At 60.6% G+C, this 18,930-nt stretch carries 9 protein-coding genes and 1 pseudogene; 7 read left to right on the top strand and 3 right to left on the bottom strand.

Annotated features, from left to right (window positions below; all coding sequences use genetic code 11):
* Positions 1–99: 99 nt before the first annotated feature.
* The 4 genes and pseudogenes from ACOTXF_RS17415 to ACOTXF_RS17400 form a co-directional block, all read left to right on the top strand.
* A pseudogene (locus ACOTXF_RS17415) lies at positions 100–993 on the top strand (IS3 family transposase); the annotation flags it as partial.
* Entirely contained in the window at positions 994–1,233 is a 240-nt protein-coding gene (locus tag ACOTXF_RS17410) for a DUF4225 domain-containing protein (protein WP_312019113.1), read from the top strand. It abuts the pseudogene before it with no gap.
* Between the two features lie 325 nt (positions 1,234–1,558).
* Positions 1,559–1,915, top strand: coding sequence for a hypothetical protein (locus tag ACOTXF_RS17405; RefSeq protein WP_047746953.1), 357 nt, complete (start codon positions 1,559–1,561; stop codon positions 1,913–1,915).
* A gap of 105 nt (positions 1,916–2,020) precedes the next feature.
* On the top strand, positions 2,021–2,581 hold the full coding sequence (locus ACOTXF_RS17400) for a YceI family protein (protein ID WP_047746951.1): 561 nt from the start codon (positions 2,021–2,023) through the stop codon (positions 2,579–2,581).
* Here the strand turns inward: ACOTXF_RS17400 and ACOTXF_RS17395 are convergent.
* Genes ACOTXF_RS17395 through ACOTXF_RS17385 form a run of 3 tightly spaced genes read right to left on the bottom strand, consistent with a single transcriptional unit; the run spans position 2,573 to position 4,426 of the window.
* Positions 2,573–3,364, bottom strand: coding sequence for an anti-sigma factor family protein (locus ACOTXF_RS17395; RefSeq protein WP_047746948.1), 792 nt, complete (start codon positions 3,362–3,364; stop codon positions 2,573–2,575). The genes ACOTXF_RS17400 and ACOTXF_RS17395 overlap by 9 nt on opposite strands.
* Positions 3,361–3,918, bottom strand: coding sequence for an RNA polymerase sigma factor (locus ACOTXF_RS17390; protein WP_232927250.1), 558 nt, complete (start codon positions 3,916–3,918; stop codon positions 3,361–3,363). The genes ACOTXF_RS17395 and ACOTXF_RS17390 overlap by 4 nt, the downstream gene beginning before the upstream one ends.
* Positions 3,899–4,426, bottom strand: coding sequence for a tetratricopeptide repeat protein (locus ACOTXF_RS17385; protein WP_047746944.1), 528 nt, complete (start codon positions 4,424–4,426; stop codon positions 3,899–3,901). The genes ACOTXF_RS17390 and ACOTXF_RS17385 overlap by 20 nt, the downstream gene beginning before the upstream one ends.
* A gap of 758 nt (positions 4,427–5,184) precedes the next feature.
* Here ACOTXF_RS17385 and ACOTXF_RS17380 point away from each other — a divergent pair.
* The 3 genes from ACOTXF_RS17380 to ACOTXF_RS17370 all read left to right on the top strand — a co-directional run bounded on the left by ACOTXF_RS17380 (position 5,185) and on the right by ACOTXF_RS17370 (position 18,928).
* Positions 5,185–15,249, top strand: coding sequence for a BapA/Bap/LapF family large adhesin (locus tag ACOTXF_RS17380; RefSeq protein ID WP_232927252.1), 10,065 nt, complete (start codon positions 5,185–5,187; stop codon positions 15,247–15,249).
* 80 nt (positions 15,250–15,329) lie between these two features.
* Complete coding sequence (locus ACOTXF_RS17375; protein ID WP_047746940.1) at positions 15,330–16,733, top strand: TolC family outer membrane protein; 1,404 nt, start codon at positions 15,330–15,332, stop codon at positions 16,731–16,733.
* Positions 16,730–18,928 (top strand): type I secretion system permease/ATPase, encoded by a 2,199-nt coding sequence (locus ACOTXF_RS17370; protein ID WP_048962945.1) that lies wholly within the window; start codon positions 16,730–16,732, stop codon positions 18,926–18,928. The genes ACOTXF_RS17375 and ACOTXF_RS17370 overlap by 4 nt, the downstream gene beginning before the upstream one ends.
* The last annotated feature ends 2 nt before the right edge of the window (positions 18,929–18,930 follow it).

Raw genomic sequence — 18,930 nt, 5'->3', positions numbered from 1 at the left:
GCTTTTTCCTCTGCTGTAAATGTTCGTCTCATTCAAAAAACCTCCGCAACCCCATGTTTTCACATAACTGTTGCGTTGACCAATTGAATCTACAACGGCGTACTTCGCAAAGCTGTCCGACTGAGGTACGCCTTTATCCGCGACAACAGCCGTTGCTGGCCTGTTCGTTTGCTCTGTCGGGTTCTGGATGTCCATCCGAGTGGATTTTATTTCTGGCTTCAGCAGCCACATTCGCAGCGTCACCAGACAGATCAGATGCTGACCGGGCAAATCAAACAGTTCTGGCTTGAGTCTGGCTGCGTCTATGGTTATCGCAAGATCCATCTCGATCTGCGTGATACCGGACAGCAGTGCGGAGTGAACCGGGTCTGGCGGCTGATGAAGCGTGCCGGAATAAAAGCTCAGGTTAGGTACCGTAGCCCACGAGCACGTAAAGGCGAAGCCAGTATCGTGACACCCAACAGGCTCTAGCGGCAGTTCAATCCGGACTCACCGGATGAGCGTTGGGTGACGGACATAACCTACATCCGAACCCACGAAGGCTGGCTGTATCTGGCCGTGGTGGTTGACCTGTTCTCCCGAAAAGTTATCGGCTGGTCAATGCAACCCCGCATGACAAAAGAGATTGTCCTGAACGCATTACTTATGGCGGTGTGGAGGCGTAATCCTCAAAAGCAAGTACTGGTTCACTCTGATCAGGGTAGTCAGTACACGAGCCATGAGTGGCAGTCGTTCCTGAAATCACACGGTCTGGAAGGCAGCATGAGTCGTCGCGGTAACTGCCACGACAACGCGGTTGCGGAAAGCTTTTTCCAGCTACTGAAACGCGAACGGATTAAGAAAAGGATCTACGGAACGAGAGACGAAGCCAGAAGCGATATTTTTGATTATATCGAAATGTTTTATAACAGTAAGCGTCGGCATGGTTCGAGCGAGCAGATGCCACCGGCTGAATATGAAAACCTATATTATCAACGGCTCAGAAGTGTCTAGATTATCCGTGGCGATTCATATGTCATTCCCGCTGTACAGGTTGTTTTTGCTGGGTTACAAGCCGCCGGTGGATTACTCCTTGCGAGCTCGATGACGCCTGTCGGTGTGTTGTTAGGTGCCACACTGGTGATTGATGCGGCTAATACCGTATCCAGAGAAGTGAATAATCAATTACTGAACAAACCTGATTCGCAGGGATTTGTCGCTGACACAGCAATGTCGGTTGCAGAGAGTAGTTGATATTGTTAACCCCCTGACATTGACAAATATCAACACCCTCTCCCTCCCTCCTGTGCAAAATTACCCACATCACCCAGCGCTACGGAATAGCCGCTCAACCCGGAAGGAACCCCATCATGTACAGACCCATAACCGTCATAATATTCATTCTCCTGACGCTCGCCGCCCTCGCGGAAATAGGCGTTTTATCCTTTGGATAATCCTCAGGCTAAATACCTCTCATCAGGGCATGTTGATCTCATTACAGTTTTTTCCTAAAGCCATCCCGTTTCGCCTGTGCCATGCTGAACCACGCTCATAACCGATAACGTTAAATGAGGATATTATGAAAAATACAATTATCGCATTATCTGCCGTTCTGCTGGCTTCTCCAGTATTTGCTGCGACCACACATGCAACTGACGATACCGTCGCGGCGGCGAACGCAAACGCCAACGAGGCGAAGCAAAAACTGCACGAAGAGCAGAACAAAGGTGAAGAGCTGAAGCTGAAACAGAAGCATGCTGCGGAAGGTAAAAGCGAAAGCTTTGGCAGCAAGGTCAGCGAAGATTCCCAGAAAGCCTGGCATAAAACCAAGGAAGGCACCGAGAAAGGGTGGGATGCCACCAAAGAAGGCGCGGAGAAAGGCTGGAACAAAACCAAAGAAGGTGCCAGCGAGCTGGAAAAGAAAGTCACTGAGTAAGTCGTTATACTCACGAAAAGGTCGCGCTTGCGGCCTTTTTTATTTCTTCGAATATAATTAGCACCTCAGGCGTTTACGCAGTGCGCACTTATCGGAGAAACCACTATGTATCGCCTTTTGGCCTTTCTGACCGTTCTGCTGTTATGCCCTTCCCTGCATGCTGCCCCGAAAAGCTACCTTATCGACACCGAAAACACCGCCATTCGGCTCTCGTGGCACGCCTTCGGCGGCATCCTCTCCTGGGCGACTTTCAGCGGCGTGACGGGTGCCGTAACGCTCAATCCGGATAACGACGTTGACGACCACATCCACGTCACCATTCCCGTAGCAACCCTGGTGGCCTCAAACACGCTGCTCGCCTGGCAATTAAAAAGCGACATGTTTTTTGATGCGGAGCACTATCCGACCATCGAGTTCATCAGCTCGCGCGTGGTCGCCCAGGGCGCCGGACGGTTCAGGGTGTTCGGCACGCTGACCGTACGAAATATTGCCCGGCCGGTGATCCTGGAGGCCGTGGTGAAAGACCCGCATGCGCAGGCCCCCACGCTGGACGCCACCACGGCGATCTCGCGCGCGTCCTATGGGATGGATAAGTTTGCGCTGGTCGTTGACGATCGTATTGCCATCGCCATTGCGATTCAGACGAACAAGGTGCCGTCACCCTGAGATCAGGCGCTGTAGCTGCTCCGCGTGTTCCCGCAGATACGACGGCGGGTTGCGGCCAATCAGGACAAACTGGTAACCCGCCTCCTGCCACCACGCCAGGTTCATGCTGTGCCGCTGCTCCTGTTGGAGCGAGACCGTCGTCTTCTCATCAACAGGCGAAATACAGAGGGCCATCGGGCCGTAGTCGGCGTTGATCCAGGCTATCTGCGCGATAGACGTCGTTTCATAGCGCAGCATGCGCACCATTTTAAGCTCTGCCCCCTGCAGGGTAAGCTGCGACAGGTTTAGCGTCATGCCGATGTCCTGCGCGGCCCGTTCCAGCCCGCGCTGCAGAACCGGCGTTGCGCTGTCCATATCCAGCAGCGTCTCGACGCTGTACAGGGACATATATTGCGCTTCGAGGTCGCGGATATGGGCGTTCTCATCCGCAGGCGCAGCTGAGGGACGCAGCAGATACCCCAGCCCGGAACCCACCAGCAAAAAGCTGGCCGAGGCGGCGATCAGCGCCCGTCGGCTGACGCCAGCCGCCGTCGAGACCTGCGGGTCGGGAAGTGCCGCGAGACGCGCCTGCATCCTCTCAAGAGGCGCATCATCCAGCAGGGAGTCAAACGCCCCGGCGTAATCCTGGCTGCTTTTCATCAGTTCGTAGGTTCGCCCGGCGAGGCGTTCGTCACATTTTAACTGTTCTTCAAATAACTGCGCGTCGGCGCGGCACATCTCGCCATCTATCCAGGCCACGATGGCGTCGTCGTTATAGGGCGGTGCAAAACGGTGCGCGTTCAAGAGCGTTTCTCCTTTACCGGAGGCAGTGCGTCAGCGGATCTGGCAAGCCGCGCCCGCGCCGTCGCCAGCCGGCTCATCACGGTACCGATCGGCACCGCCAGAGTCTCCGCCGCCTCCTGGTAGGTAAAGCCTTCGACATAAACCAAAAATACCGCGTTGCGCTGGGCTTCGGGCAGCGCGTTTACGCGCTGCATCACCTTCAGGTAATGCAGGCGCGTCTCATCCTGTTCGCGGGTGTCGGGCGCCAGCAGCTCGTCGCTGGGGACAAATCCCTGCCCCTGGCGAACGTGTCGTGCCCGAAGCTCAGAGATCCAGATGGAGTGCAGGATCGCGAACAGCCATCTGTCGATGCGCGTGCCAGGCGTGTACTGGCCGCTTCTTTCAAGCGCACGCACGCAGGTGGACTGAACCAGCTCTTCGGCGATATCCCTGTTTCGCGACAGCACCAGCCCATAGCGCCAGAGGCGCGGCAGGTGTGCGGCAAACTGTTGACGAACCTCACGGGTTGCGATGGGTTTTCCCTCCACGAGAAGATCAGGATTCCGGGTGTCCATTAATGGCGGCCTGCAGGTCACGGTACTCCTCGCAGGACTGGCCACAGATTCCGGCAATGACCTTCAGCTGTTCTTTCGCGAGGTCGGGACGTCCTTTCACCATCCACGCTTCACCGAGATACTCCCGGGCTTTGGCGTAATCCGGGGCGATAGCCAGCGCACGCTGGTAATAACTAATCCCTTCGTCCGTTCGGCCCAGTTTGCGCGTGGCGAACCCGCGATAGTTCCACGCTTCAGCCGTGTTGCCATTTTTCAGCGAATCCAGAAGGTTCAGCGCCGCCTGGTACTCGCCTTTCTTCGCGAGATGGTACGCATAGTTGGTTTTGTCCTGGTCGCTGAGGCTGCTGCTCTTGTCCGGCACGCATTTCTGCGTGGCGCTGTCATACACCTGTCCGGAAGGACAATCAGGCGTTTTGCTCTCGGTACTATTATTGCCCATGGCCAGCGCCAGCGGGGACAGCAAAGAAAAAATCAGCACCGGGATCAAACGAAACGAGGTTGTGCGCATATAAAACTCCAGGGTGAGTGGGGAGTGACGTCAGTAAACGTCCGGGTGAGGATTTTTATTCATTCTTCGGTGAATTTTTTTCTGTCCTAAAACCCTGCCTGCACTTCAGTTGTAAAGGTAATAAACCAGGTTATTTTTTGTTTTCTCGTTATTATTCCTTGCGCCTATTAGCAGAGTTTTAACCCTGTACAAGAATATATTTCATTACCTAAGTGACATAATATATCTTACATCAAAAACGTTACCCTAACTTAAACACACATTAAGCGCGCTTAAATAATAACGTTTGACATGATATTTAAAATGCTCCCTACCAATTATCATACCGGGACGTAAACGTTAAATAACAGCACCACAAAATAAAACAAAAAAGGCATTAAAAACAATGATATAAAAAACAACAATTATAAAAAAGAGCAATCCATTAATGCCCCACTCATTGTTTCCATCTTTATTTACCAAAGCTTAATTTGCACAACCCTCATTTTCTGTCTATATCATTTTTATATTCCAGAAACCAATTCCTCTATTAATTACAGGGTTTTATAAAATACAAAACACTCATTAAACGGTTTTTTCATAAGTCATTAGATTCGCTCTGATGTTGCCACTCTGACGCATGGCGGGCATCGTGCGCGCTGAAATCTACGGTGAGCGCTGTTTTATAACAGCAGCTGCGCCGGGGGCGCCCTTTACCTTCAGCAGAGATGGCCCGTCTTGCTCGCCGTTCATGACACTTCTGCTGGAGTAATAACAAAATGAGCCAAATCTCTGTTATTTCAAAACTTACTGGCGTAGAAACGACCCTGGAAGGCACACAGGTTACGCTGAACCATTCCTCTGTCGTTGAGCTTCACGTCGAGCGAGCGAGCGTCTCCCACTTCGCGCGAAGCGGTAACGACCTGCTGGTGACATTGCACTCCGGCGAGGTGATCACCCTTAAAAACTTCTATGTGGCGGACGCGCAGGGCGTGAGCCAGCTGGTTCTGCAGGACAGCAACGGCGCGTTATGGTGGATTGAAGATCCGACCGGGGCCGCCACGTACGAATCTATCGCGTCCACGGACGTGCTGCTTGCGGCGTCAGGAAGTGACGCTGGTGGCGCCGCCATCTGGCCATGGGCCCTGGGTGGTATTGCCGCTGCAGGGGGCATCGCGGCCGCGGCAAGTAGCGGCGGCGGTGGCGGCGGTGGTGGCAGCAGTAACAATTCGGCCGATCCGGATACGACTGCACCAAATGCACCTTCCGGCCTTAAGTTCTCCTCAGACGGTAAAACCGTCACCGGTTCCGCCGAACCCGGCAGTACCATCACGTTGAAAGACGCGAACGGCAACGTCATTGGCACAGGAAAAACGGGCAGCGACGGCAACTTTAGCGTCTCCCTCGGGACACCGTTGACCAACGGCGAGCAGGTAACCGCCACCGCAACGGATAACGCCGGAAATATCAGCCAGGGTTCAAGCGTCACCGCACCGGATCTCACCGCACCCGATGCACCAACGATTGGCAGCGTAATCGACGATATCGCCCCTCAGACGGGGACGGTGACCAACGGCGGCAGCACCAACGATCGGCGGCCGCAGCTCACCGGCACCGCCGAAGCGGGATCCACCGTGACGATTTATGACGGCGGAATAGCCATTGGCACCGCGGTCGTCGCCAGCAATGGCACATGGACATTCACCCCGTCCATCGACCTGAATGAAAGCACCCACCAGATTACCGTACGGGCAACCGACGCCGCCGGCAACACCGGGCCAGCCTCACCGGTATTCACCCTCACCGTCGATCTCACCCCTCCGACAGCGCCCACCGCGATTGTGCTGCTCGACGATACGGGCCTTATCCGAGGAACAATCACGTCGGGCGTGCCTACCGATGCCTCGCAGCCGATCCTGGCGGGAACGGGCGAACCCGGTGGAACCATCACCATTTACGATAACGGCGTGGCGATTGGCACAACGACGGTGCTGCCTAACGGTACATGGAGCGTTACCCCAGGGGGCCCGCTCCCGGACGGAACGCACTCGATCACCGTCACTGAAACCGATGCCGCCGGAAACCAGAGTACGGCCTCTGAGCCTATCATCTTTACCGTGGACACCACGCCGCCGTCAGCCCCAGGAAACCTCGTGGTGTCGAATGATGGCGGCACCATCAGCGGCATTGGAGAAGCTGGCAGCACGGTGACCATCCGTGAAGGCGATTTCACCCTTGGCACAGTGGTTGTTGATAGCCAGGGGAACTTCAGCCTGACGCTGAGCCCGCCGAGGATCAACGGCGAAATCCTGTCCGCTGACGCCACCGACACGGCGGGCAACACCAGTCCGACCACCTCCGCGGCGGCACCGGACATTACCCCGCCGCAGACCCCGGTCATCCTGTCGGTGATTGATGACGTGCAGGCCACCACCGGCCCCGTGGCCCAGAATGGGCTGACCAACGACCGGGCACCGACCGTGAACGGCACGGGCGAGGCAGGTTCGACCATCACGATTTATAACGGCAGCGATGCCCTAGGTACGGTGGTTGTTCCCTCCTCCGGCCAGTGGAGCTTTACGCCGCCCACACCGCTGACCGACGGCACCTGGGTGCTGACCGCGAAGGCGACGGATCCCGCCGGTAACCCGAGCGGGATATCAAATGCGTGGACAATTAACGTTGACGGGACGGCACCTGGCGCCCCGGTGATTTTACAGGTTGCAAACGATATCCCTGGGCAGACCGGCGCGATCGACGTGAACGGGACCACCAACGACGCCACCCCGACGCTCAGCGGTACCGCTGAAGCAAACGCGACGATCAGCCTGCGCGTGGACGGTGTTGAAATTGGTACAACCGTTGCCAATGGCCTCGGCGTATGGAGCTTTACCCCTTCCTCCCCAATCGGTGAAGGCCCCCATGCTCTGACCGCCGTCGCGACCGATGCGGCAGGTAACCCCGGCCCCGTCTCCAACACCTGGACTCTGACGGTTGACAGCGTCGCGCCTGCGGCGCCGGTCATTACCCAGGTGCTGGATGATGTGCCGGAGCGCCTCGGCGCGCTCAATTCTGGCGACAGCACCAACGACACCACGCCAACGCTCAGCGGCACGGCTGAACCGGGCTCAACCGTCACTATTCGCCTGGATGGTGCCGATCTTATTACGATCCCGATCGACGGCAGCGGCACCTGGACCTATACCCTTCCCACGCCGCTTGACGAAGGTCCTCATACCTTTAGCGTCGTCGCCACCGACGCGGCGGGTAACACCAGCCAGCCGTCAGACGACTTCACCCTGAACGTCGATATCACTGCGCCAGCGGCGGCCACCATCGCCACCGTGACCGACGACGTCGGCGGTGTACTGGGTTCGCTCAACAGCGGCGATACCACGGATGACACTCGCCCCCTGCTGCAGGGCACCGCCCCGGCAGACACGGTGATCACCGTCTATGACGGCACGACTCTGCTCGGCACCGCCACCCTCAACGGCAGCGGCGGCTGGAGCTTCACGCCCGTGACCCCGCTCACCGACGGTCCGCATTCCCTGACGGTGCACGCCACGGACGCCGCGGGCAATACCACCATCTCAACGCCATTTGAACTGACGGTGGATACCGTTGCGCCTGCCACGCCGGATATCCCGGCCATTACCGTCAATCCTGACGGCACAGCAACGCCGCTGAACCCGGGCGAAATCACCCGCGACACCACGCCGACCCTGAGCGGTACCGGCAATCCGGGTGATACCGTGACGATCTACGACAGCGGCGTCAAAATCGGCGACGCTGTCGTGGACAATACCGGCAACTGGACCTGGACGCCGCCATCCCCCCTGGCTGGCGGCACCTATGACATCACCCTGACCGTCACCAACGTGGACGGCACGGGCAACGAAAGCGCCCCGTCGCAGCCGGTCACCATCACCATTGATACCGAGGCGCCGGCTACGCCTGCGGCACCGATCGTCACCGACAGCGTCACCCAGATCACCGGCCCCGTCCCCAATGGCGGCACCACCAACGATCCGCGCCCGGTGCTGAGCGGCACCGGTACGCCAAACGACGTTATCAACATCACTGACACCGTTAACGGTACACCGACCGTTGTGGGCACCGTCACGGTAGACAGCAACGGCAACTGGAGCTGGCGTCCCGGCAGCGACATTGCCGAGGGCAGCCACACCTATACTGCCACCGCCACCGATGAAGCGGGCAACGTCTCTGACCCGTCGTCAGCGATTACGATCATCGTGGATACCCAGGCGCCGGATACACCGGTGATTAGTGCAGTGGGCGGCGCGCCTGATGGTGGCTTTATCACAGATACCACGCCGACAGTGGGCGGAACCGGGGTTAACGGTGAGACAGTGATCGTCTACAACAACGGCGTCGAATTGGGCCGTGTCGTGGTGGTGAACGGAGAATGGAGCCTGACGCTTCCAGCGCAAACGGACGGTCCGCTGAACATTACCGTGGCGGGCGTGGACGCAGCGGGCAACGTCAGCGCGCCGAGTTCGGTCTTTACCGTCACGCTCGATACCGTTGCGCCAGGGATCCCGCAGATCAGTGCCGTCTCAGACAGCCAGCTCACCAACAACGTGCTCTACACCCGCGACGGCACGCCGACCCTTACCGGGACAAGCGAACCCGGCACCACCGTGATTGTCTCCGTCGACGGTATCCCGTCAGGGGTGCCGGTCACGATCCAGCCGGACGGCAGCTGGAGCTGGACCGCAGGCACAACGCTCTCAGAGGGTCCGCATACCTTCACTGTCTCCGCTACCGATCCTGCGGGTAACGCTTCAGGAAGTTCAGCCCCGCTGAACGTGACGGTGGACACCCTCACCCCGGACGCCCCTGACAATCTGAACCTGGCACCAGAAGGTACGCCACTAACCGGTAGTGCCGAAGCGGGAAGCCTCATCACGGTGAAAGACAGTAATGGCAACGTCATTGGTACCGGGGTTGCCACCGGCGGTAACTTCTCCATCGCTGTCAGCCCCGCTCAGCAGGATGGCGCGACCCTGACCGTGACCGCGACAGATGCTGCCGGGCATGAAAGTCCCGTTGCGAATTACACCGTCACCGGCACGGAGCCGAATCTTCCTGATGTACCCGTCATCACGGCGATCAACGATGACGTCGACCCAATCATTGGCGACGTGAAAGGCAAAACGACCAACGACACCACCCCAACCCTCACCGGTACGGCTCAGGCGGGAAGCCAGATCGCTATCTACCTGGACGGTGGCGTGACGCCCGTCTCGACGGTCACTGCCGACGGCAGCGGCAACTGGAGCTATACGCCGGCCGCGCTTGGCGAGGGGCTGCACACCTTTGAGGTGACTGCGACCCTCAACGGCCAGACCAGCGGCCGCTCTCCGGCGGCCAGCGTCACCGTTGACCTTACCGCGCCGGGCACGCCGACCATCGGCGCCGTGATTGACGACGTCGGCCCGGGCACCGGCCCGCTGACCAGCGGCCAGACCACCAACGACAACCAGCCGACGCTCACCGGCACCGGCGCGGTGGGCGATACCATCTCGATCTACAACAACGGCGTGCTGCTGGACAGTGTGGTAATCGGCAATACCGGCACCTGGAGCTACACCACGCCTGTCCTGGCAGAGGGCAATCACGTCCTGACCATCCGCGAGACCGATCCGGCGGGGAACCAGAGCGGTCCTTCGGCGGGCTTCACCGTCGTGGTGGATTCCGTTTCCGCCACGCCGGTCATCACCAACGTCACGGATAATGTGGGCAATGCCGCCACCACGGTGGTCAGCGGTGGTCTCACCAACGACGCCACGCCAACCCTTACAGGGACAGCGGACGCAAACAGCGTGGTGACCCTTTTCGACGGCGGCACCCAGATTGCCGTGGTCACGGCTGACAACACGGGTACCTGGACGTTTACTCCTGATACCGCCCTCGGCGAAGGCTCGCACAGCTTCACCGTCCGGGCGACCGACCCGCAGGGCAACCTCAGCGCGGTCTCCGCCCCCTGGAGCGTGGTGGTTGACCTGACTGCTCCGACGGTTCCGACGCTGGATAATGTGAACGACGACGTCTCTGGCGGCGTCCAGGGTAACCTCACCAGCGGCCAGGTGACCAACGACAGCACCCCAACCATCAGCGGCACCGGGCTGGCGGGCAGCACTATCCACATCATGAATAACGGCACGCAGATTGGTACAACGACCGTTGACGGAAGCGGGAACTGGTCCTTTACGCCGACCACGCCGCTGGGCGACGGCAGCTACGCCCTGCGCGCGTATGCAACGGATGCGGCAGGCAATGCCTCGGCCAACTCATCGGTCTTCGCCTTTACCGTGGATACCGCAGCCCCCGGCGTGCCGGTGGTGACCAGCGTGGTTGATGATATCGGTCCGGTCACCGGGACGCTCACGTCGGGTAACAGCACCAACGACGCGCGTCCGACCTTCAGCGGCACGGGCGAAGTGGGTTCTACCGTGCACGTGCTCGTTGATGGCAACGAAATTGGCACGGCGGTGGTCAATGCCCAGGGCAACTGGAGCTTCACCCCGGGCAGCGATCTGGCCGAAGGTCCACACGCCATCACCTTTAACGCGACCGATGCGGCAGGCAACACCGGCGCCACAACGGCACCGTTTAACCTGACGGTCGATACGGGCGTGCCGTTAGCGCCGGTCATCTCGACCGCGGGTGACAACGTGGGCAGTATTCAAACCCCGCTCTCTTCCGGGCAGAGCACCGACGACACCACGCCGACGCTGAACGGCACCGCGACCGCCAACGCCACGGTCACCGTGTATGAAAACGGACAGCCGGTCGGCACCGTGCAGGCGGACGGCACCGGCGCATGGAGCTTTACGCCATCAGCGCCGCTGGGCAACGGCAGCCATACCTGGACCGCCACGGTCACCGATGCAGCGGGCAACGTCAGCCCGACCTCGCCGGGCTTTACCCTGATTGTTGATACCGCGGCACCGAACGCGCCGGTTATCAGCCAGGCAATCGACGACGTGGGCAGCATCACCGGCCCGCTCACGTCCGGGCAGACAACCGACGACACCCAGCCGCAGCTTGTTGGGACCAGCGAACCGTTTGCCACCGTGAAGATCTATGAGGGCACCACCCTGGTCGGCACGGGCACCGCGGACGGCAGCGGCAGCTGGAGCATCGTGCTCACCCCTCCGCTGACCGCGGGCGCGCACAGCTTTACCGCGCAGGCCACGGATGCGGCAGGCAATACCAGCGTGTCGTCCACCAGCTTCAGCCTCACCGTCGACACCACGCCGCCTGCGCTGCCGGTGCTGACCAGCATTCTGGATGACGTGGGCAACGCGGCGACGCCTGTTGCCAACGGTGGGTTCACCAACGACGCGCAGCCGACGCTCAGCGGTACGGCAGAAGCGGGAGCCACGGTGAAAATCTTTGATAACGGCGTACAGATCGGCAGCGTGACGGCGACCGGCGGCGCGTGGAGCTTTACGCCATCTCCGGCGCTGAGCAACGGCGCGCACACGTTGACCTTCACCGCCACCGATGCGGTGGGCAACGCCAGCGCCCCCACCGCCGGATATGTCATTAACGTCGATACCCTTCCGCCAGCCGCGCCGGTCATCAGTTCGGTCATTGATGATGTCGGCAGCGTCACCGGGCCCGTGACCGGTACGAACCCGACTAACGACACCCGACCAACGCTGAGCGGGACTGCCGAAGCGAATGCCACGGTTCGGATCTACGACGGCATCACGCTGGTGGGCACGGTCACCGCCGATGGCAGCGGCAACTGGACCCTGCCACAAACCACCACCACGTTGACGCAGGGCACGCATAACTTTACCGCGACGGCCACCGATGCGGCGGGCAACACCAGCGTGGCGTCAGCCGTGACGACGATTATCGTCGATACGACCGCGCCAACGGCGCCGACCGGAACCTTCAACGCCGACGGTAGCATCCTGACCGGGAGCGCGGAGGCGAGCAGCACCGTCACTATCCGCCTTGCGGACGGTTCAACGGTGACCGCCATTGCGGGCAGCAACGGCACCTACAGCTACACCTTCATTAACAAACAGATCGAAGGCCAGACGCTGCAGATCACCGCGACCGACGTCGCAGGCAACACCTCCCTGCCGGGCTCTGCCCTTGCGCCGGTGGTGCCGCTCTCCGCCAGCAATAACGTTGAGGAGCTGAACCTCAGCACCACGGCGACCGTGACCAACAGCCAGTACAGCGACTACGGCTTCCTGCTGGTCGGCGCCGTGGGCAACGTCCTGACGCTGATCGGTAATGACACCGCGCAGGTGAACTTCACGGTGGGCAACGGCGGCAGCGCGGACATCGTGGTAAACGCCAACGCTACGGGGGCGGTGCTCTCTCTACTCAATACCCTTGAGCTGGTGGTGCAGCACTACGTCAACGGTGTCTGGACAACCGTGGTGGATACCGGCCAGCCGCAGTTTGCCGATCTCCTGACCCTCGGCGCCACCGGCGTCTCGCTGAACCTGACCGGGCTGGCCGACGGCAACTACCGCGTGCTGAGCTACAACACCAACCTGCTGGCGACAGGTTCCTACACCAGCCTCGACGTGGCGGTGAAAGAGACCGGTCCGGGTACAGTCACGGGCGATACCAGCCTCAACGGCAACGTGATCCTCGATACGGACCCGACCGCCGGCAGCGACAACGCGCCGGCCGGCACCACTATCTCCACGGTCACTAACGCGCAGGGCGTGACCACCAGCGTGAACGCCGACGGCACGGTGATCCAGGGCAAATACGGTACGCTGACCATCAACCGCGACGGCAGCTATACCTACAACCTGACCGACACCAGCGCCGCGGTCGTTGGCCGGACGGAGAGCTTCACCTACACCATCACCCATAACGGCGTCAGCGCGTCGGCAAACCTGGTGCTGTCTCTGGGTGCCGGTACGGTCATCAACGGCATTGTGGCAGTGGACGACACGGCCTCGCTGACCTTTGACACCACCGTGAGTGAGGTGAATAACGGCGCCTCGTCTCAGAACGGTTTTACCCTGGTGGGCATTAATCTCGGCAGCACGCTGGGGCTTAACCTGCTGGACGACCTGACCAACCCGATTATTTACAACGTGGAGGAAGGGACGACCCGCACCATGACCATCCAGGCCTCCGTGGGCGGCGTGGCGCTGGCATCGGTGTTCGATCTGTACGTCTATAAGTTCAACAATGCGACCCAGACCTTCGAGCAGGTTCGCGTCGAGTCGGGCTGGCTGCGCGCGCCGCTGCTGGGGGGCACGTCACCGCAGCTTACGCTGAACCTGCCTGCCGGGGAGTACCTGTTCCTGCTGAATACCGCGTCCGGGATCACCGCCCTGACGGCCTACACGCTGAGCGTCCTGCAGGACCATGTCTACAGCGTGGCGAGTATTAGCGAAACGACCACCGGCGACGTGCTGGCGAATGACCCGGTTCCGGCGGGCACGCTGGTTACCGAAGTGAACGGCGTGACGGTCAACAGCAGCGGCACCACCACCATTCAGGGGGAATACGGCACGCTGACCATCAATGCGTCCGGTCAGTACACCTATACCCTGAGGAGCGGCGTGGGCGCGGACCATATCAGCACGCCGGATACGTTCGTCTACACCGTTACCGCGCCTGACGGCTCGAAGGATACGGCATCGCTCAACATCACCCCAACCGCGCAGGCAATGAATGCGGTCAACGATGTCAGCGCCACGATGGACCTTACCTCGGTGCACCACACGTCGGTCTACTCGGATACCACCGTGGGCGTCGCCAGTTGGACGACGGCCCTGTTCTCATCAACCCAGGGCAGCGGCAGCGGAACCTTCGTGGTCGACCCGAACACCGCGCTGCACAACGCGTCGCTGCACTTTAGCGTGGCCTCGCTGCTGGCGCTGGGCGGGCTGACGGTGAACTGGACGATTAGCGATGCCAACGGCGCGATCCGCAGCGGCTCCTTCAGCGGCGCCTCGCTGCTGGGCGGCAGTATCGACGTCCCGCTGACCGGGCTGGATCTCAACGCCGGGACCTATACGCTGAGCTTTACCGGTAGCGTACCGGGGCTCAGCGTCGGGACCATCACCATCACGCCAAGCGTAAACGGCACCACCTACTCGCTGAGTAATTTCGACGTCACCGGCAGCCACACCGTCAACGGCAATATCTTTGACGGCACCGACTCTGGCGGCGTGCTGGATCAGCTCCACTCGGTGGATACCCGTCTGAGCGTGACCGGTTACAACGGCGTGACCACCACGCTGGATCCGTATACCGGCAGCGCAACGGTGAACATTGTCGGCCACTACGGCACGCTGGCGATCGGCGCTGACGGCCATTACACCTATACCCTCAACAGCGGGGTATCGCTCTCAACCATGACCTCGAAGGAGACCTTCAACTACACCCTGACCGACTCTGCCGGAAGAACGGATACCGCTACGCTGACCATCAATATGGCGCCGCAGTTCATCAGCTCTGAGCATAACGACGCCATCACCGGTACGGCCTACGGCGATACGCTGATTTACCAGGTGCTGAACAGTACGGTGGGGAATGCCACGGCGGGTAACGTCAGCAGCGCCGGAGGCGTTCACTGGACCGGGTTCTCGCTGGCGCAGGGGGACAAGATCGACATCGGCGATCTGCTGGTGGGCTGGGACGGTAATACCGCCTCGTTGGGGAATTATATCCATGTCACACAAAGCGGTAGCAACACTGTGATCTCCATCGACCGTGATGGTGCAGGGTCCACCTACACTAATACTGCACTCGTTACGCTTGATAACGTTCAGACCACGTACGACGAGCTTGTTAACCAGCAACACATCATTACCTGATAGCACCTGCAACAGATGACCCGGGCGCACAGCGCCCGGGCATTAATAATAAAGCTGTACTTTTTTATTAGGGACATGACATGGGAATGAAGATTCCTTACTGGTGGCTCTCGTGCTGCCTGATATCTGTGCCCGCTTTCTGCGCAAATCCGGCGGCAACCATCAATACCGGACAGCTTCGCGAAACGCAGGAACTCCCCTCGCTCAACGGTCGCGTGGCCCCGGTGGCGGGCAACGCCGCGCCCGGTTCATTACAGCTTGGCGAGGCCGTCAACCGTGCCGTCACGTGGCACCCGGCCATCAGCGAAGCCGTGGGCAAACTCTACCAGCAGAGCGAAGAGGTGGACGTCGCGAAGTCAAAATACTATCCGCAGATTAATGCCGGCGTGGACAACGGGTATTCCCACGACGGCGACCAGAACGGCTTTACGCCGTCGCTGGTGCTTTCCCTCTCACAAATGCTCTACGACTTCGGCAAGGTGGCCAGCCAGGTACGCGCCGAAAGCGCCGGCGTGGCCCAGCAGCAGGCTAACGTGCTGGTGAGTATCGACACCATCGCCCACGATACCGCCATCGCCATGGTACAGGTGCAAACCTGGCAGCAGATGGTCGACACCGCCAAAGAGCAGCTTGAGGCCCTCTCCTCCATTGGCACGCTGACCCGCCAGCGTAACGACGAGGGGGCTACGTCGCTCTCTGACGTGGTACAGACCGATGCCCGTATCGAAGGCGCGCGCGCGCAGCTGATGCAGTACCAGGCCAGCCTGGACAGCGCCCGCGCGACGCTGATGAGCTTTCTCGGCTGGAACAGCCTGAACGCGATCAGCAACGACTTTCCGCAAAAGCTGGCCCGCAGCTGCGATGTCGCCGAGCCGGACGACCGCCTGGTCCCTGCGGTGCTCGCCGCCTGGGCGCAGGCTAACGTCGCCCAGGCTAACCTCGACTACGCCGACGCGCAGATGACGCCCACCGTCTCGCTGGAGCCGGAGGTCCGCCACTACATGAACGATCGCTACGCGGGCAGCGACACGCGGGATCGCACCCAGTATTCCGCCTGGGTGAAAGTGCAGATGCCGCTCTATCAGGGCGGCGGCCTCACCGCCCGGCGTAACGCCGCCGGACACGCGGTGGAGGCGGCACAGTCCACCATTCAGCGCACGCGCCTTGACGTTCGCCAGAAACTGCTGGAAGCCCGCAGCCAGGTGATGAGCCTGCAAAGCACGCTGCAAATTCAGGGTCGCCAGGAGGCGCTCAGCGCCCGCACCCGCGAACTGTACCAGCAGCAGTATCTGGACCTCGGCTCGCGCCCCCTGCTCGACGTGCTCAACGCCGAACAGGAGGTTTATCAGGCGCGCTTCACCCAGCTGCAGACCGTTGGTCAGCTGCACCAGCTGCAGCTCAACTGCCTGTATAACACCGGACAATTGCGTCATGCGTTCGACCTTGATAACCGCACCATCCAGACCGTGGAGATCCAGCCATGAAGCAGCGTGATATCCCGCAAGGTGAAAACATGACGGATGCGGCCCTGGCCCAGTGGGCGCAGGCCTTTGGCTTTATCGCCACCCGCTACCGCGTCGCCTGCTCGCCCGGCGCGCTGATCGCAGGCGCACCGTGGCTGAAAGGCAAACCGATGGTGCCCGCCCTCACCCAGCTCGCCCGTGAAGCGGGGCTGTCGTTTCAGCTGCTCACCGCTGACCAGCAGTCAATCAACAGCTGGCGTCTGCCGGTGGTGGTGGCGCTGAATGACGGCCGGGTCGGGGCGATCGAGCACTTCGACGGCGACGATACGCTGGAAGTCAGCTTCTTCGACGACCAGACCTACACCAACCGGCTGTCGATGACGACCATGCTGCCCGCTATCCGCCACGTCATTGCCCTGCGTCCCCTTGCCGCGCTGAAGGACAGCCGCGTGGATGCTTATATCTCAAAATACCGTCCGGACTGGCTCTACCGGCTGGTGATGCGCGATCTCCGCCCCTACAGCTGGGTGATGCTCGCCGCGCTGTTTATCAACGTGCTGTCGCTTTCCGGGATTGTCTTTTCCATGCAGGTCTATGACCGGGTGATCCCCGCCCAGTCCTACCCGACGCTGTACGTCCTGACCATCGGGGTGCTGATCGCCACCCTGTTTGGCTTCGTGCTGCGCGTGGCGCGCGGCCACATTATGGATCTGCTGGGCAAGCGCTCGGATATGCGCGTCTCGGATCGCGTCTTCGGCCACGCGCTGCGGCTGCGCAACAGCGCGATTCCCCGCTCAACCGGGAGCTTTATCTCACAGCTGCGCGAGCTGGAGCAGATCCGCGAGATGGTCACCTCGTCCACCATCTCGACGATTGTCGACCTGCCCTTCTTTTTACTGTTCGTGGTGGTGCTGGCGATCATCGCCCCACAGCTGGCGTGGATCGCCCCGGTCGCGGCGGTGATCATGGTCCTGCCCGGCCTGCTGCTGCAGAAAAAGCTGGCGGAGCTGGCAAAGCAGTCGGCCCATGAATCAACCCTGCGCAATGCGGTGCTGGTGGAGAGCGTGCAGGGGCTGGAGGACATCAAGCTGATGCAGGCGGAAAACCGCTTTTTGCAACAGTGGAACAGCTATATCCAGATCACCGCGGAATCCGGCCTGCGCACCCGCGAGCTGACGCAGAACCTGATCAGCTGGGGGATGACCATTCAGAGCCTGGTTTACGCCGCCGTGATTGTGGTCGGCGCGCCGATGGTGATCGACGGTACCCTGACCACCGGCTCGGTGGTCGCCGCGTCGATGCTGGCCTCCCGCATGATCGCCCCGATGGCGACGCTGTGCGGCGTGCTGGCCCGCTGGCAGCAGGTCAAAGCGGCAAAAGAGGGGCTGGACAGCATCATGCAGCTTCCCACCGAAAACCAGCGCGAGGAGACGCCGATCCGCCAGGACGTGCTGCGCGGCCACTACCTCTTCGAGCAGGCGCAGTTCCGCTATCAGCCGGACGATCCGCGCATGGCGCTGCGCATTAACCGCCTGGAGATCGGGCCGGGTGAGAAAGTGGCGATCCTCGGGCGCAACGGCGCGGGCAAATCGACCCTGCTGCAGGCGATGGCGGGCGGGATGGACCTGGCGGCGGGCGAGCTGCGGCTCGACGGCTTCAGCCTGCCGCATCTCGACGTGGCGGACGTGCGGCGCAACGTCGGCTTTATGACCCAGAACGCGCGGCTGTTTTACGGCACCCTGCGCGAGAACATCACCCTCGGCATGCCGCGCGCCACCGACGAAGAGATCTTCGAGGCGCTGGAACTGACCGGCGCGGCGGGCTTCGTGCAGAAGCTGCCCAAGGGGCTGGACTACCCGATCATGGAAAACGGCGTGGGACTCTCCGGCGGGCAGCGCCAGTCGATTCTGCTGGCGCGAATGCTGCTGCGCGATCCGAATATCGTGCTGATGGATGAACCCACCGCCTCGCTGGACGAGCATACCGAGCGGGAATTCATCCAGCGCCTGGGCGACTGGCTCGGGCACCGCACCCTGATCGTCGCCACCCATCGCGTACCGGTGCTGGAGCTGGTGGAGCGCGTGGTCGTGTTGAAAGAGGGCATGCTGGTGATGGACGCGCCAAAAGCCCAGGCGCTGAGCAACAGCCGCATGCAGCAGCAACAGCAGCAGGCAGCAACCGGACGGGAGTGGAAAAATGAAAATCAGTCAGCGTGACG

It is taken from the genome of Enterobacter cloacae complex sp. IR53041 (genome assembly GCF_049238285.1).
Classification (GTDB): Bacteria; Pseudomonadota; Gammaproteobacteria; order Enterobacterales; family Enterobacteriaceae; genus Enterobacter; species Enterobacter roggenkampii.
The sequence above is the reverse complement of the archived record's forward strand: the minus strand, read 5'-3'. Positions and strand labels throughout refer to the sequence as shown.